Here is a 16,360-nt window from a genome sequence, read left to right on the forward strand (position 1 = left end):
GTCAAGCTAAGATGTCATAGATAGCTGCCATGTCCAGAGACTCTCTCAAAATTGTTGCTAATTTATCGTATTCTTTATCCTTCATAGTCTGGATAGTTTCGACTTGCTGGTCAAAAACTGGCAAGCCTTTTCGATTCCTCAGTTGATTAAGGTAGTCACGGGCCCATGCCACATTGTCAAAAATACCATGTAGATAGGTCCCTTGAACCTGCCCACCATGTCCAATAGCTCCGTCCAGGCGTTCCGTCTCTTCTCCATTTTGGAGGACAATGGTTGAAAATGCTTGGACACCGTCAGATAAATAGGTTTCCCCCATATGGATTTCATAACCTTCTAAGCAGTAGTCCCCCTGCTTAGCTTGGACTTGAGTGGTGCATTTGTTGGCCTGAAAAACGGTGGTCGTCTCCAAAAGGCCCAACCCCGCCATTTCCTCGATGCTCGACTCCACCCCTAGAGGATCGGAGAGTTGCTGGCCTAATAACTGATAGCCACCACAGATGCCAAAAATAGCACTTCCTTCTTGGAAACAACGATGAATTTCTTTATCCAAGCCCGACTCTACCAGATAAGCCATATCCTCAATAGTATTTTTACTTCCTGGTAAAATCACGAGATCTGGGCGACCAAGCTCATCAGCAGGTCCAACATAGCGAACAGACACGTCAGGCTGCATTTCCAAACTATTGAAATCTGTAAAATTGGACATCCTATTCAGATTGATAACGGCAATATCCAAGTCTTTTTGAGGATTATATTTCCGGCTTTTTTGAACTAGGGCAACACTATCTTCACTATCGATGTTGAGCTGGGCATAAGGTACTACACCCAAAACAGGAACCTTAGTCAAGTCCTCAATCATGTCGATTCCTGACTGAAGCAGGGCAACATCACCTCGGAATTTATTGATAATTACTCCCTTGATTCGTTGGCGATCTTCCTCCGGCATGAGCATGATTGTCCCATAAATTGAAGCAAAGACACCACCCTTGTCAATATCCGCTACCAAGATAACCGGTGCATCAACCAATCTAGCCATACCCATATTAACAATATCTCGGTCGTTCAAATTGATCTCAGCTGGGCTACCTGCTCCCTCAAGCAATATTATATCATTTTCAGCACTCAGTTCCTCATAAACTTCTTTGATCTTGGGAAGTAGCTCCTGCTTAAATTCGTGGTACTCGACCGCATCCATATCCGTTAGGACCTGGCCCATGAAAACAACCTGAGATTTTCGGTCTGAGGTCGGTTTGAGGAGAAGAGGGTTCATCCGAACATCTGGTTCAACCTGGGCAGCCTCTGCTTGAAAGACCTGTGCCCGTCCCATTTCCTGACCTGTTTTGGTGATATAAGAATTAAGGGCCATATTCTGTGATTTGAAGGGGACAACCCGCAGGCCATCCTGCTTAAAAATACGACATAGCCCTGCTACGATAATACTCTTACCGGCATCCGAAGCTGTTCCTTGAATCATCAATGATTTTGCCATAGTCTTTTCCTAACCTTTCAAAAAATTCCTGTTCATTTTCTGCCAATGGGAGCCCCATTACTAGATGTAATTTTACTAGCCAAGGTAAAGATAAGCGTGCCTTCTCTAAGACTTCCTTCTCTAAAAAGACACTGCTTACTTCGCCTTCCAAGACTAATTTCCCCTTATCAAGTAGGTAAACGTAGTCGCAGCAATCATACATCAAATCCATATCATGACTGGTCAAGATAATCTTGGTTCCTTGCTTGGCCAATTTTTTCATCAGAAACATCATGTGATTCCGACCACGCGGATCTAAACCTGCAGTCGGTTCATCCAGAAGTAAATACTTAGGTTGTAAGGCTAAAACACCTGCAATCGCCACCTTTTTCTTCTGACCAAAGCTCAAATAGTGAACAGGGCGATTTCGCAAATGTTCGATATGCATATCTTTTAACGCCTTATCCACTCGCTCCTTTATTTCTGGCTCTGGATAGGAGAGATTACGAAGGGCCAGGGCCACATCATCTTCCACCACTGAGTAAAACAACTGTTGTTCAGGGTCTTGAAAAACAATTCCAACCTCTTGGCGATAGGCATACAGAGCTTTTTTAGAATAGACAAGCGATTTCTGTTGGTAATATACCCTTCCATCTTGTGGTTGGTAGAGGCCCATGATAACTTTCATCAGAGTAGACTTACCAGAGCCATTTGCTCCTAAAACACCGACGATTTGCCCCTTATCAAAGTCCATAGTTACATCTTCGAGGACCTTTCCAAAGTCTAGATTATAGGTGTAACTGATATTCTCCACACTTAGCATGATAACCTCCTAAGGATCAAAGCGAAATTCTAACATATCATTGATCTGTCGATTTGCTCTCATCAATCTAGTAAATAATTGACTAGCCAACAAACCCATAGTTTGATAGCTCTGCTTGACTGTTCCAAAACCAAATTTCAAATCAAGTGTATCTCGCATGACAAGAAATTCTTCCAAAAACATGAAGATAAAGCGATACATAAAGACAATAACTTCTAATAATTCATTTGGAATACGAAAACTTCTTAGCAAGTCAATCAACTGTCTAAATGGTACAGTGAGAACAAAAAAGTAGGTAGACATCAAACAAGCATAACTTCTCACAAACACAGTAATGGTTTGATCTAGACTAGCACGAGTGATAACTGCATAGCCCTTCCACAAAGGTAAGGCTAGAATAAGATCCTTTGATGGAGATTCTTGAAAACTCACGGCCATGGTTACTAAACTGATAAAAACAAAAGGCAGGGTTAACAATAGCCATTTTGCATATGTTTTCCAATGTAACTTTGCTAGGTAACAAGTCACTGGGAATAAGCCCACTATAATAGCCCATTGCAGGCTAGGAATTCCTGTAAAAGAAATTCCTAGCAAGAACAGGTAAATCCCTAATTTTACTTTGGGAGATAGCCCTACCAAGCGATTCTGGTAGGCGTATTGATCAATGATTAACATATTTCTTTCCCTTGTGATAACCCAATACATAGGTAATAATACCAACACCGATGCTACCTTGGAGCGTGAAGAGTAAGCTCTCAATTTCACCACTAGCTGGTTCATAAATTGAAGCGAACCATGGTTCATAATCTGGATTAACCTCTGTAATGGCTACTTCGGCACCGCCATCCGAACCCCCAAACTCGGCGTCTTTAGGTGCTAAGAAAAAGGCACCAACAGCAATCAGAACACAAGTCAACAATAAAAGAATATTTTGCTTTTTCATCTTAGAACACTCCCACTTCTTCTTTTTTAGCATTGGCTACAACTAAGTTATACAGGACTACTGACAAAAGACCTTCAATGATGGCAATTGGAATTTGTGTAACCATGAAGACCCCCATAAATTTCATTGCAGCACCAAAGACACCTGCTTGTGCATCTGGGAAAGCCAATGATAATTGTAGCGAAGTAGTTAAATATGTTGCTAGGTCAGCTATAAAAGCACAAAGGAAAATAGCCACGCGCTGATTGACTTTCATAGACAGAGCTAATTTATAAACAAAGTAACCAACAAATGGTCCAACAACTGCCATTGAAAATCCATTTGCTCCCAAGGTTGTCAAACCACCATGGGCCAAGAAGAGAGCTTGGAAGAGCAAACAAATCGTTCCTAAAACAACCATGACACTCGGACCAAACATAGCTGTACCAAAGCCGACACCTGTTGGATGAGATGTTGAACCTGTTACAGATGGAATTTTTAGGGCTGAAAGGATAAAGACAAAGGCACCTGATAGAGCCAATCCCACCTTGCTTTCAGGATTTTTCTGGATCGACTTTTTCAATTGGAACAAACCATACAGGAAAAATGGTGCAAATATTCCAAACCAGAGCAGGGCATGAGCAGGAGGTAAATAGCCTTCCATAATGTGCATGGCTGCTACTGGTGTAGCTGTAACTAGGGTCAGCAAAGCAACAAGTGCTAAAAGATTCAATAACTTTTTCATGTTATTCTCCTTTATTTTTTTAATGTTTTTTGACTAACATAGTTGAGAAATAAGATAGCTTTTCTTCAGGAGAGAGATCTGCTACCCCATGTCGAATCTCTTGTTGATCGGTACTAGAACGACTAACAAGAACCGTTTTATCAAGCAAATCAAACTGCTTTAACAAGGGAAGTACTTCAGCAAGATGATTAGCCACCTTCATAATAACAACCGTTTCATGTGTCCTTAATACAGCCTCCAAGTGCTGTACACCCGCAGTTGCTGGAACAACTGCAAATGATTCCTCATCCATGACCAAGGGCAAACCTACTTCTGCAGCGATACTGTTATATGAAGTTATCCCCGGTATGGTCTTGGTTTCAATGCGATGTCCGATAATGTCTAATAGATAACTATAGGTACTGAATACCATTGGATCTCCAAGAGTGATGAAACCAACATTCTTACCTGCTTGGACATCTGCAACAATTTCTTCAGCGATATCCAGCCATTGCTCTTCTTTATGTGACTTATCCCTTACCATTGGAAAATGCCGTTGCTTGATCATCAATTCTTCACTAAGATAGGGTCCAGCTATCTCAAGCGCTAAACTTTTCGCTCCTTTTTTGGCTTCTGGAGTATAGAGGATATCAAGCTCACCAAGAATACGACTAGCTTTTACTGTTACCAACTCACTATCACCAGGACCAATCCCAATTCCATAAAATCGTGCCATAAGCTACTCCTAGTCAATGATTTTGTGTAGATGTTGGATATAAATATCTTGAATGGCTGGATACTCTCCTAGACCAATCAAATGTGGAATCACTTCATAACCCCGTTGATTGAAATAGGTATTCCAAGAATCTTCATCATCTGACACCATATCATTGGTCGCATGTTCACCAGCTACCAGCATGAAGGGTGCCAAATGAACTTCTTTGATTCCCTTAGATTTTAATTTCTCCTCAATCTGCTCAACAGGAGGATAGCTTTCCACACAACCAATGTGCACCTGACTACCAGTCAACATATGATCTAATGCCGCATAGGCCACAAAGGCATTGTGTTGGCTTCCATGGCCCATTAAAACAGCGGCTGCACATTCACCAAAATGCCCGTACTGGTCAATTAAAACTTGTTTGACTTGCTGATAGTCATCTTCACTGTGGAGCAAGGGCTGACCAACTTTTATGATGTCAAAATAAGATTGGAATTCTTTTGATTGATTCAAGATTTTTTCAAATTCAGACCCCGCAATAATGTGTAATGGCTGAATGTAAACTTCCCGAATTCCTTCGTCTTTCATTTGTTCCAGAGCTTGTTTAACAGTTGGAATCTCTAGTCCCTCATTTTCCTTGATACGTCTCAAAACGACTGTGGAAGTAAAGGCTTGATAAACCGCATACTGCGGAAAGGCTTCCTTGATGGCTTGTTCACAAGCTCCAATCGTTTTTTGTCTCGTTTCTGGATGAGTTGTACCAAAACTCACTAATAAAATAGCTTTTGTCATAGGTTCTCCTTTATCAGAATGTCACGACACTTGTCTCGAATCGCCAAAATAGTCGGCTGGTCCGTTTCAACAATATTAGAATAGCCAGCTTCCACCAGTTTTTCTCGTGTTGTTTCACCCATAACGATAATTGGCAGTTCTTGAAGGTCTAACCCTGTTTCTTCCACCAGAGTCACAAAATTTGCCGCAGCAACTGAGTTTGGTAGACAAACACAATCAAGATCGGTCCAGTCCTCTGGCGACACTTCCTTGTCAAATCCAAGACTGTGGGTAACAAGGACAGGGAAGTCATATAGGTTTTGCAATTCCTCCATCTTATGTTCTGGTGCTACTCCATACCAAGTTCCCTCAGCATTCGTTAGTAGATCCAGAATCACTGGATCCTTGCTCTGGGTTCCTTTTGCTACTAGCAAGATACCCGATTCTTCCAATGTCTTAGCAGTATGATGACCAATGGCTGCAAACTGAATATGGGCAAGACTGCGTAGGTCAATTCCATCCTCCCTCAAACGAGATAAGAATAAACTCCAGCTCTGTGTATCTGCAACTACCATTCCATCAACTTTAGACCAATCTGGTAGATCAAAGGAAAGCTTATTAACCTGTGTACGACTTGGGAATTTAACCAAGGTCGCTCCATCATCTTTTAGGTAGGCTGGCAATTTCCCTGTTGCTGAATCCTGTAAAAAGATTCGCTTCCCATACAAGGGAAGATGTTCATAGAAATTCAATTCCTTCCTAAAAGAAACCACATCCCCAACAACAATGATAGACGGAGCTTGCATATTCTCTTGCAGGGCCAGTTCTTCAATGGTGGCCAAAGTTCCGTCTATCGAACGCTGGCTTGGATGGGTTGCCCATTCTACTATCGCTACAGGTGTATCCTTAGAAAAACCATTGTTAACAAGTTCTTGTGTGATGACGGATAGATGTTTCATCCCCATTAAGAAGACCAGGGTTCCCTTAAGCTGACTAATAGCTGCCCAGTTTAGACTTTCCATTTCATCCTGCAAATGACCTGTAAAGACATGGAAGCTGGTTGCCTTATCCCTAAAAGTCATTGGGATTCCAGCATAAGTGGCACCTGCAATGGCTGATGTCACTCCTGGAACAATTTCAAAAGGAATTCCAGCCTCTACCAAGGCTTGAGCTTCTTCCCCACCTCGTCCGAAAATATAGGGATCTCCACTTTTCAGTCGAACAACCCGCTTGTTTTCCTTAGCTTTCTCAATGAGAATTCGCTCAATTTCTTCCTGGCGAATGCAAGGCATTCCTGGTTTCTTTCCAACATCAATCAGCTGACACTTGTCTGATAGATAGGAAAAGAGGTCTTTATTGACCAGACGGTCATAGACCAGAACATCTGCTTCTCGCAATCTTCTAGCTCCCTTGACCGTTATCAGTTCAACATCACCAGGTCCTGCACCAAGTAAACTTACAAATCCTGACATTCTAACTCCTTTCATTGCTAACATACTTGACATTCATGTTGACATGTTCCTATTTGTAAATAATCTTTTAGTTCTTCTACGGAAGACACCTTCTTAGGATAGTCCACCTTTGGTCGTGCAATAATGATGCAATCAACTCCTAATTCCTGACAGCCCGTGATTTTCTCGCGAATACCACCAATACTGCCACTTTCTTTGGAAACAAAGGCTTGAGCCTTGGACCGTAAAATCAGTTCCTTGTTGCATTCCTTAGAAAAGGGTGCCTTGATGGCATCAATTTGATCCGCAACCATGCCCAATCGCTCACAGGCTAGTAAGACCTCAGAAGTTGGAAGAACACGGGCCACAATTCGTACATCAGGTAAGCCCTTAACAAATAGGGGCAAGGTCTTACTTCCCGTTCCCAAATAAACAGTAGGGTAACCTCGATCTTTTATAAGGGATATAGCTTCTTCTGTAGAGTGTACCACTAGGGCTCCCGTCAAATCGTCTGTTTCCTTCCGCTCATACCGCAAGTAAGAAATGCCAGCAAGCTCTGCTGCTCTCATAGCCTCCTTGGAAACCAAATCTGCAAAGGGATGAGTGGCATCAATGATTTCATCGACTTGATGATCTTGGGCAAAGCGGACCATATCCTCTGCTGTCAATCGGCCCTGAATGACAGGTTGACCAAATTTGGATGCCAGATGTTTCCCATAGTCTGTCACCACCGATGTTGTTACCTCGATACCTAGATAATTTAGTAGACCCAAAATCTCTGTGCTATCTGAGGTTCCTCCCAAGAGTAATTTCATCATAGAGTGTATCCTCTAGGTGTAACCATACGGCCATTTTTTATATAGGTTTCTTTGTTTCCAACGATGACAATGGTTGTCATATCAACCAAGGACTCATCTAAATCTTTAATCGTCGTTAAGATATACTCCTCTTTCTTTCGACCGATGTCCTTACCGATGCCGACAATGGTATCTGGTGATTTGTACTCTGCAATGATTGAAAGAGCCTTGGACAAGTGGTCTGGCCGCCCCTTACTACGTGGATTGTAGAGACAGATGACGAAATCTCCCTGAGCAGCGGCATGAAGACGTTTTTCAATAACAGGCATAGGCGTCATCAAATCACTGAGACTGATATGACAAAAGTCATTCATCAAAGGAGCCCCCATAATTGCTGCCGCTCCCAAACTAGCTGTAATGCCGGGAATAACCTTGACTTCCAAGTCAGAATCTTCTCCAATCAACTCTAAAATCAAGCCAGCCATGCCGTAAACACCCGCATCACCACTGGATACAACACCGACATTCTTACCCGTTTCAAGAGCCAAATCAATCGCTTTTTGGCAGCGTTCAATTTCTTTCCGCATACCTGTCGCCACTAATTCCTTACCTTCTACCAAATGCAAAATCAAACGCATGTAGGTTGAATAACCAACAATAATTTCGCAATCCTCGATAGCCTTGAGGGCTTCTCCAGACATTAGTTCCTCTTTACCTGGACCTAAGCCAATCACATAGAGCATAGCATTCTCCTTTATATCTATTAGTTTACAGGGACTTTACCTAAAGCAAAGGTACACCCATCTTTTGCAAATCGATTTGTTAGAACCTGGCCATCGCTGGCAAGGTCTGCACTAGCAAGCGCCACACTTCCTACCCCAACTGTTTTTTTCACGAAATCCGAACAAGGATACTTGTCAGCAACCTTCTCTAAGTCCTCCTTGCTATATACATCAAAAGGACAAGATAGTCGTTCTGCTAAATCCAACATGGCCTCTTCATCCTTCTTGACGTCAATACTGACAATCCTCGCAATTTCGGTTTGCTCAATTCCTTGTTCCTGACAAAATTCTTGAAAGTTCCGATAAAAAATCTCAGAGGATACATTTTTTCGTGCCCCAACTCCAAGTACATAGGGCTTAGGATAAATGACAGCAAGATGTTCACGTTTGCTGGTCATTTCCTTTGTCTGCAAGAGAATAAGAGGGGCATCTCCAGCTAGGACTTCTTCCACTTGATTGGCTTCAAGAAGGCTTAAGCCCCGCACATCTTCTATCCAAGGTTTTTCTTGGTAAAAATAGACCCTTTCCCGATTGGCTAACAAGCCATTAAATTCCTTAACCAAGGGGCGTAGGTCAGATCGCCAACCATTGACGGATTTGGCAAGTGTATCCAGGGCAACAACATTTTGAACATCCGTTGCCGTTGTAATGACTGGATTAGCTTTCAAAAGGCTTGCAATTTCCTTTGTCACTTCATTGGCTCCACCCAGATGACCACTTAGTAGACTAATGACATTTGTCGCATTTTCATCTAGGACAATGACGGCTGGGTCTGCTGCTTTGTCCTGAACAACAGGGGCAATGGCACGGACAACAATTCCGGTCGCCATGATACAGACCAGAACGTCCACTTGTTGAAAGAGCTCTGCTATTGCCTGAGTAGGACGCTTATCAAAACCTGTCACCTGATTATCTGCCAATTTAGGCAGACTATAAATGCGACTGTGGCGTGACCACTTGCTCTGCAATCTTAGAGCTGTTTCTTTTCCAGTCTCTGTCAGGGCAACAATGGCTACCTTACTGGGCATGGCTACTTTTCCCCTGGCGATACTCGTGTTCAAATTCTTCATGGTAGAGTTTTGAATAATAAAACTCCTGTCCTAGAAAATCACCAACCAGAATCAGAGCGGTCTTACTAATTGCAGCCTCTTTGACTTTCTCTGCAATGGTTTCAAGTGTGCCGAAGACCTTCTTCTCCTCTGGCCAAGTTGCCTTATAGATGACTGCCACAGGCGTAGTTACTGGGTAGCCACCTTGAACCAATTCTTCCACCACTTTTTCAATACCTTGAATAGACAGGAAAATAGCCATAGAAGTGCGGTGCTGGGCATAGCTTCGTAAGGATTCACGCTCTGGAACAGGTGTACGACCAGCCATGCGAGTAATGATGACACTTTGAGAAACCTCAGGCACTGTGTATTCTGTTCCTATACTCGAAGCAGCTCCTAAAAAGGAACTGACACCTGGGGTACAATCGAATGCAATCCCTCGCTTCTTCATCTCCTCAATCTGTTCACGGATAGAGCCGTAAATAGAGAAGTCGCCAGTCTGTAATCGAACAACCTCCTTACCTGCCTTGACACCTGCTTCCATGACATCAATAATTTCCAACAAATGCATCCCTGCACTGTCATAAATTTCTGCATCTTCCTTGCAGTAATCCAATAAAGCTGGATTGACCAAGGAACCTGCATAAATCACAACATCCGCCTGAGAAAGTTGCTTATAACCTTTCAAGGTGATTAACTCTACATCACCAGGTCCAGCACCAACAAAATGTACCTTCGACATTCTCTCTACTCCTTTTTAGCTTTTTGACAAGAAACCACAATTGTTGGATTCTGTGGTTTAAAATAATGACCTTTTCCTAAACTGGTCCAGTTGCCAACCTGTACTGAGGTGAGCTCTAGGTCTTCCCAATTCATTTTTTCAGCAATCTGGGCTGCCTCTAAGGCATTTTCCAAAAGTATAAAATTCAAGACCAACCTGCCTCCAGGAAGGAGAAGTTTCTGACACCAGTCAAAAATTTCCTGCATGTTTCCACCAGTCCCTCCGACAAAAATGGCATCAAATGGACCCTGTAGTTCAATCGGTGCCTTCCCTTCATGCAGAGTGATGTTTTGGCACTGAAACTTTTCAATATTTTGTCTTGTTAGGGCCAAGGCATCAGGATTTTGCTCCACAGCTACCACTTCTAATTGAGGATAGCTACAAGCTGCCTGAATCGTAACACTACCAGTCCCAGATCCCACATCCAGCATCCGTTTAGCATGTGTTAAATCTAGTTTATCAATGCTAATGGCGCGAATCTCTGATTTGGTCATAGGAACCTTGGTTCGAATAAATTCACTATCCTTCATCTACAATTACCACCACATTCATTTTATAATCACGGTCAACAACATCTTCCGCTGCTAGAATACTGATTTCCTCATCTTCGTAGCTCAGATGTTCACCGATAATGATTTTCCGTTTAAGTCCCCTTTTGAGGACCTCTTGAGCAATTTGATAGGGACCAACATGGGCATCTGTCACCATAAATACCTTTGGCAAACTCATGATCAAATCAAAGTTTGGGAGTTTGGCATGGCTGCTGGTTAAATAGGCATCATTCATAGGCAAACATACCTTGCTAGCTAAGTATTGCATGGAGCTAATCCCTGACAATATCCTAACACGACCAGGAAATTTTTCAGACATCCACTTGCCCAAACCGTAAATCAAGGGATCTCCTGAAACCAAGTAAACAATAGAAGCTTCTACGGGATATGTTTCCAATAAAGCCTCTAAGTCCTTCAGTTTTTTAGGAGCCATAACCCCTTTCTCCTTGAGCCTATCAGGAAGGACTTCTAAATGACGCTCACTCCCCAAGATATAGTCTGCCTGCTCACAACGCTCCAATTGACCAACCAGACAATAGGCTGGATTTCCTGGACCAATGCCAATCACATCTATCATGACCATTCCTCCTGAATTTCCGCTAAGCTTTTGGTTGAAGCTAGGTAGCCATCTTCCGTACCAAATAAGACTACATCAATGGTCACCGCAGGTTGACGGTACTTGAGCAACCGCTCTGTCTTAGCCTTAATCTTGTCTGCTAAAATCTGATAAATACCTTCATATCCATATTCTTTGATAATGGTTGCTGCTGCGTCAGTTGTCAAACAAGCATTGACCTTCTGCAACATTTCCAGAGGAGCACCCATGAGGGCTAAATTAGCTATTAAGGTATCAATACGTCCATCAGAATCCTTACTATGCGTAGACATGGTTCCCGATGCAACCTTAACTAACTTGCCCATATGCCCAACCATCAGTACCTTTGTAAATCCAATTCTCTGAACTTCTTTCAGAACGTGCCCCACAAAATTGCTCATATTGACAATTTGCTCTTTGGGTAGGCCTAAACCATCCATTCCAAAGGCTTCACCGTATTTTCCAGGCGATAGGACAACAGAACGATAGCCCTTATTATAAAGCATGGACAACTCGACTGTAATAGCTGCCTTCCAGCTATCCTCAGACATGGGGTTGACAATCCCTGTGGTACCTAAAATGGAAATACCTCCCAGAATGCCTAGCCGCGAATTATAAGTCGCTTTGGCAACTTCCTCACCTCCAGGAACAAATATCAAGACCTTAGCCCCGCAATCTGGACCTATCAAGTCACGAACATGCTCCTCAATCATCCTTCGCGGAGTTGGGTTTATAGCTGCCATACCGACTGCATTGGCCAGACCAACTTCTGTCACCCGACCGACTCCCTCACCTCCATCAATTTCAATTTCCGTCTGATGAGGTAATAGGGTAACTGTTGAAAAAATCAAGAGTCCATGGGTCGCATCAGCATCATCTCCCCCATCTTTTTGAATAGCTGCGGTAGCCGATTGCTCATCAAAGGAAGGCTTGTGAACATCCATAGTAACTTGGACACCTGAAGCCGTTTTTACCGTCACCTTCTCCTCGATTTCCTGTTGTAAAATCATATTCAAGGCTGCGACTGTTGCTGCTGTTGCACAGGTCCCCGTCGTAAAGCCTCTTTTTAATTTTTTTCCATCAACATAAACATATTCTTCCATTTTATTTACCCTGACAATAGCCTTTTCCTGAAGGTGAGAAGAGTTGTCCCTCCTTATCCTCAGCTTTCAACTGATAGAGTATGGCATTAACAATGGCTGCTGCAATGGTACTGCCACCCTTTCTACCAAGTGCAGCTATAGCCGGCAAGGAACTTTCATGGAGTTGCAATTTAGACTCTGCAGCTCCAACAAATCCAACTGGAACACCTATGACTGGAACAGACTCCATTTGACCTGCCTCGACCATTTCCAAGACCTTAAATATAGAAGTTGGAGCATTCCCAAAAACAAAGAGTTTCGGCCCTTCGACTTTTGCCGCGTGCTCTACTGCAGCCATTGATCGCGTAATTCCCTTTTCCTTGGCTTCTTTAAAAATCTCTGGTTCATTCACCAAGCAACGATAAGCGACACCAAGCCTATCCAATAATTTTTTATTGAAACCTCCCAAAACCATCGTCGTATCAGTGAAAATGGTTCCCTTATTTTTCAAGACCTTCACTATTTCCTCAATGGCATGATTGGAAAACTGTATATTATACAGGTAATCAAAATCAGCACTAGTAAAAACAACTCGCTTTAAAACAGCCTCCTGATAGGGGTTTTTAAATACAAAATCCGAATGTTCTTTAGTGATAATTTCCTGAATTTTTTGGTAACTTGCTGCTTCAATTTTATGGGCATCTGTTATATAGACCATAGTCATCTCCTATTTACTTGTCGGTGTTGAGTAACGAATATAATCACCAGTCAAGACTTCTTTTAACTGGTAGATGATGGCATTTATTATAGCCACCACAATGGTACTACCACCCTTTCGACCAAGGGTCGCAATAGCAGGAAGAGGTGACGCAAGCAAGTCTGACTTAGATTCCTCAACATTGATAAAGCCAACTGGGACACCAATAACTGCATCAACTTCCATCTGCCCTGCCTCAACCAATTCTAATAAGTAGGATAGGGCTGTTGGAGCACCACCAAAGGCAAAAACTTTTGGACCTGGAATTTTGGCTGCCACTTCAACAGCAGCCATGGCACGTGTGATACCTTTTTCTTTAGCCAGTTGAGCAACATCTTCATCGTTGATCAAACAGATATAATTCACCCCCATCTGATCTAAAACGCGTTTGTTTATCCCATTAAGTGAAATACTGGAATCCAGCACCAAGGTCCCCTTGTTTTTCAATACTTCTACAATCTTTTGATTGACATCATGAGTAAATTTTAAAGTATAGAGATAATCAAAATCGCCTGAAGTGTGAATTGCTCGCTTGATGATAGACTCCTCCATCTCCGTTTGAAATTGATAATCTGGATGCTCTTCATCAATTATGGATTGGATAATCTTAAAACTTGTTTCCTCGATAGAGGATGGATTTTGAATATAGGTCATGTAAGTCTCCTAAATAATCGTCAGTAACAAATATATGGCACTAAATAGCAACAATGAAACTGTTGTACTCATATAAAGTAAGTGAACAGTCGTTTCAATATCAGCAAATGCTACAGGACGAACCGCTTCACCAATGGTCGGCTTGTCAACCCATTCCCCATGGTAAATATGAGCACCACCAAGTTGAATACCCAAGGCACCTGCCACTACAGCTTCTGAAAAAGCACTATTAGGGCTAGCGTGTTGGTAACGATCCCGAAAGCCGATTCGACAAGCATTTTTACTATCCAATTCTAGAATATGACTAGCAATCATCAAGCAAATCCACGTGATTCTCGCAGGTATCAGGTTTGCTAGGTCATCCAGCTTGGCTGACACAAACCCAATTTGCCGGTATTTTTCTGTCTTGTAACCAACCATAGAGTCCAAGGTATTGACAGCCTTGTAGGCCATAGCAAGGACTGGTCCACCGATAAACAAGCATAACAAGGGACCAATGACGCCATCGCTGGTATTTTCCGCCACTGTTTCAATGGTGGCCTTGCTGATTTCCTCCGCTGTCAGTTGACTAGTATCTCGCCCAACAATCATGCTGACCTGATAACGAGCCTCTTCGATAGTCCCCGTTTTCAAGGTTTTTAAGACCTTTAAAGCTTCCATAGCTAAACACCTTGTCGATAAAGTCGTATAGGCTAGATAGATCCAAATTCCCCAGTAAAGGAAGGGTGAAAAACGTGCCGATAGAGACAGTAAGAAATAGCTTGCACCCACAGTCAAACCAACCGTAGTCAACCACAAGAAGAACCCGTAGACATATTTTCTTTTTGGACTATTAGGCTGACCTTTCAAAAATAGGCTAATAGAATTCCCTATCAGTTTGACTGGATGAGGCCAACTATATGGATCCCCCAGCAACCAATCCAACAGAACCGCAATGAATATAGCTAGTAAATACATAAGCTATCCCTCACAAATACTTTGAAGCCAATTTTCCAACAAAGCCTGATTTTGATAAAAATGAACATGCAGATAGCTAGCAAAGGTTTTACCAGTTTGATAGCCACCTGTCCAGCTAGAAACAACTTGGCCATCTCGAACTTTTTCTAGTTGCAAAACGGTCGGTTCATTAGTCTGAAATACAGAATGGTGAAACTCATGACCCCTGACAACCGTATCCTTTGGACCAAACAAGTTCCTAACCTGAGTCTTAGCTTGACAATAACCAAAGCTTTTTAGCCGGTCTGTCATAACACTGACACCATCAAATATCCCTACCATGTCATAAGAACCCTCTCCAGTTTGCAGTTCTTTACCTAGATACATCAGACCCCCACATTCTGCGTAGATAGATTTATTCTCTTGATGGGCCTGCAACACAGACTTTCTGAAAGAATGATTTTCCATCAACTCTTTTGCATAGACCTCTGGAAAGCCTCCTCCAAAATAGTAAGCATCTGCTTCAGGTAATTCTTTGTCATTAAGGGGACTAAAGGGAAGCAAGTCGACCCCATATTCCCTTAACAAATCCAAATTATCCTCATAGTAAAAATGAAAGGCATCATCAAGAGCATAGCCAATTTTTAGAGGGAATTGTTTCGGAATGCTGAATGGATTTGACGGTTCTTCACCTGCTATATCTACCTTCTCAAGCAAGCGATCTAAGTCAATATGGTCTTGAGCCAATTGACCTAAGATTGAAAAATGTTTCTCCAGGTTTTCCATTTCAACATCTGGAACAAGCCCCAAATGGCGCGAGGGCAATTCTACCTGAACATTTTTTGGAAAGTAGCCCAATACTTCCACGTCTGTATAGCGTTCAATAGCGCCTTTTATCAATTCATAATGAGTTTGTGAAGCAACTCGATTGACAATCACTCCAGCAATTGTCAAATCCTGATCAAAAGTTGAGAAACCATGAACCATAGCCGCTGCCGATGTTGAAGTTGCTTTCCCATCTATAATCAAGACAATAGGGATATCTAATTTCTTAGCAATCGCAGCCGATGATGCACAGTCTTTATCCGTACCAAGACCATCAAATAGACCCATTACACCTTCAACAAGAGCAATATCGACATCCTTATGCCACTTTCTAAAAGACCAGTCCAAGGCAGCCTTATCAGGAATCATAAAGCTGTCTAAGTTCCGAGAAACTCTCTTCGTTATTCGACTATGATAAGCGGTATCAATATAATCTGGACCGACCTTGTAAGGTTGCACACGTAAGCCTCTCTCAGTCAATGCTTTTAAAATACCTAGAGTGACTGTTGTTTTTCCAACCCCACTAGAAACACCTGCTAACATAAATTGTTTCATGTATTGCCACCTTTTTAAAACATAAAAAGGCCACAAAAAATATCACTATTTTTTGTAGCCCCGTTGCTCACTTTAATTGATTTAACACGCCGTTGTGTCAAATGATTTTTCTTATA

General features: G+C 42.3%; 19 protein-coding genes. All 19 read right to left on the minus strand.

Features of this window, described 5'->3' with window-relative positions:
- Position 1: 1 nt before the first annotated feature.
- Genes ACEE44_RS08675 through ACEE44_RS08765 form a run of 19 tightly spaced genes read right to left on the minus strand, consistent with a single transcriptional unit; the run spans position 2 to position 16,244 of the window.
- Positions 2 to 1,489 carry a cobyric acid synthase gene (locus ACEE44_RS08675; RefSeq protein ID WP_449171947.1) on the minus strand — a complete coding sequence of 496 codons (1,488 nt, stop codon included), beginning with the start codon at positions 1,487 to 1,489 and terminating at the stop codon, positions 2 to 4.
- Entirely contained in the window at positions 1,443 to 2,291 is an 849-nt protein-coding gene (locus ACEE44_RS08680; RefSeq protein WP_449171948.1) for an energy-coupling factor ABC transporter ATP-binding protein, read from the minus strand. The genes ACEE44_RS08675 and ACEE44_RS08680 overlap by 47 nt, the downstream gene beginning before the upstream one ends.
- Before the next feature lie 9 nt (positions 2,292 to 2,300).
- Positions 2,301 to 2,966, minus strand: a complete 666-nt coding sequence (cbiQ, locus tag ACEE44_RS08685) for a cobalt ECF transporter T component CbiQ (protein ID WP_449171949.1) — start codon at positions 2,964 to 2,966, stop codon at positions 2,301 to 2,303.
- Entirely contained in the window at positions 2,953 to 3,234 is a 282-nt protein-coding gene (locus ACEE44_RS08690; protein ID WP_024380914.1) for an energy-coupling factor ABC transporter substrate-binding protein, read from the minus strand. Before ACEE44_RS08690 ends, cbiQ begins: the two co-directional genes overlap by 14 nt.
- 1 nt (position 3,235) lies before the next feature.
- Positions 3,236 to 3,958 (minus strand): energy-coupling factor ABC transporter permease, encoded by a 723-nt coding sequence (locus tag ACEE44_RS08695; RefSeq protein ID WP_172023159.1) that lies wholly within the window; start codon positions 3,956 to 3,958, stop codon positions 3,236 to 3,238.
- A gap of 19 nt (positions 3,959 to 3,977) precedes the next feature.
- A complete protein-coding gene (locus ACEE44_RS08700; protein ID WP_449171950.1) occupies positions 3,978 to 4,673 on the minus strand; it encodes a cobalt-factor II C(20)-methyltransferase in 696 nt (231 codons plus the stop codon).
- Positions 4,674 to 4,682: 9 nt separating this feature from the next.
- A complete protein-coding gene (locus ACEE44_RS08705; protein ID WP_449171951.1) occupies positions 4,683 to 5,450 on the minus strand; it encodes a sirohydrochlorin cobaltochelatase in 768 nt (255 codons plus the stop codon).
- Positions 5,447 to 6,901 (minus strand): uroporphyrinogen-III C-methyltransferase, encoded by a 1,455-nt coding sequence (cobA, locus tag ACEE44_RS08710; RefSeq protein ID WP_449171952.1) that lies wholly within the window; start codon positions 6,899 to 6,901, stop codon positions 5,447 to 5,449. Before cobA ends, ACEE44_RS08705 begins: the two co-directional genes overlap by 4 nt.
- A 17-nt stretch (positions 6,902 to 6,918) precedes the next feature.
- Entirely contained in the window at positions 6,919 to 7,698 is a 780-nt protein-coding gene (gene cobK, locus ACEE44_RS08715; RefSeq protein ID WP_449171953.1) for a precorrin-6A reductase, read from the minus strand.
- Entirely contained in the window at positions 7,695 to 8,420 is a 726-nt protein-coding gene (cobJ, locus tag ACEE44_RS08720; RefSeq protein WP_024380920.1) for a precorrin-3B C(17)-methyltransferase, read from the minus strand. The genes cobK and cobJ overlap by 4 nt, the downstream gene beginning before the upstream one ends.
- A 20-nt stretch (positions 8,421 to 8,440) precedes the next feature.
- The gene (locus tag ACEE44_RS08725) at positions 8,441 to 9,487 is read right to left on the minus strand and encodes a cobalt-precorrin 5A hydrolase (RefSeq protein WP_449171954.1); all 1,047 of its coding nucleotides are present in this window, start codon (positions 9,485 to 9,487) and stop codon (positions 8,441 to 8,443) included.
- Positions 9,477 to 10,250, minus strand: coding sequence for a cobalt-precorrin-4 methyltransferase (locus ACEE44_RS08730; protein ID WP_449171955.1), 774 nt, complete (start codon positions 10,248 to 10,250; stop codon positions 9,477 to 9,479). The genes ACEE44_RS08725 and ACEE44_RS08730 overlap by 11 nt, the downstream gene beginning before the upstream one ends.
- Positions 10,251 to 10,255: 5 nt before the next feature.
- Positions 10,256 to 10,819, minus strand: a complete 564-nt coding sequence (locus tag ACEE44_RS08735) for a decarboxylating cobalt-precorrin-6B (C(15))-methyltransferase (RefSeq protein ID WP_449171956.1) — start codon at positions 10,817 to 10,819, stop codon at positions 10,256 to 10,258.
- Complete coding sequence (locus ACEE44_RS08740; RefSeq protein ID WP_172049952.1) at positions 10,809 to 11,423, minus strand: cobalt-precorrin-7 (C(5))-methyltransferase; 615 nt, start codon at positions 11,421 to 11,423, stop codon at positions 10,809 to 10,811. The genes ACEE44_RS08735 and ACEE44_RS08740 overlap by 11 nt, the downstream gene beginning before the upstream one ends.
- Positions 11,414 to 12,538 carry a cobalt-precorrin-5B (C(1))-methyltransferase CbiD gene (gene cbiD, locus ACEE44_RS08745; protein ID WP_449171957.1) on the minus strand — a complete coding sequence of 375 codons (1,125 nt, stop codon included), beginning with the start codon at positions 12,536 to 12,538 and terminating at the stop codon, positions 11,414 to 11,416. Before cbiD ends, ACEE44_RS08740 begins: the two co-directional genes overlap by 10 nt.
- A 1-nt stretch (position 12,539) precedes the next feature.
- Entirely contained in the window at positions 12,540 to 13,235 is a 696-nt protein-coding gene (locus tag ACEE44_RS08750; protein WP_248054360.1) for a cobalt-precorrin-8 methylmutase, read from the minus strand.
- Positions 13,236 to 13,244: 9 nt separating this feature from the next.
- Positions 13,245 to 13,928 carry a cobalt-precorrin-8 methylmutase gene (locus ACEE44_RS08755; RefSeq protein WP_449171958.1) on the minus strand — a complete coding sequence of 228 codons (684 nt, stop codon included), beginning with the start codon at positions 13,926 to 13,928 and terminating at the stop codon, positions 13,245 to 13,247.
- A 9-nt stretch (positions 13,929 to 13,937) separates the two neighbouring features.
- Positions 13,938 to 14,885 carry an adenosylcobinamide-phosphate synthase CbiB gene (cbiB, locus tag ACEE44_RS08760; RefSeq protein ID WP_449171959.1) on the minus strand — a complete coding sequence of 316 codons (948 nt, stop codon included), beginning with the start codon at positions 14,883 to 14,885 and terminating at the stop codon, positions 13,938 to 13,940.
- Positions 14,886 to 14,888: 3 nt separating this feature from the next.
- Complete coding sequence (locus ACEE44_RS08765) at positions 14,889 to 16,244, minus strand: cobyrinate a,c-diamide synthase (protein ID WP_449171960.1); 1,356 nt, start codon at positions 16,242 to 16,244, stop codon at positions 14,889 to 14,891.
- Positions 16,245 to 16,360: the final 116 nt, after the last annotated feature.

It is taken from the genome of Streptococcus sp. 32226D021BW, from assembly GCF_053545015.1.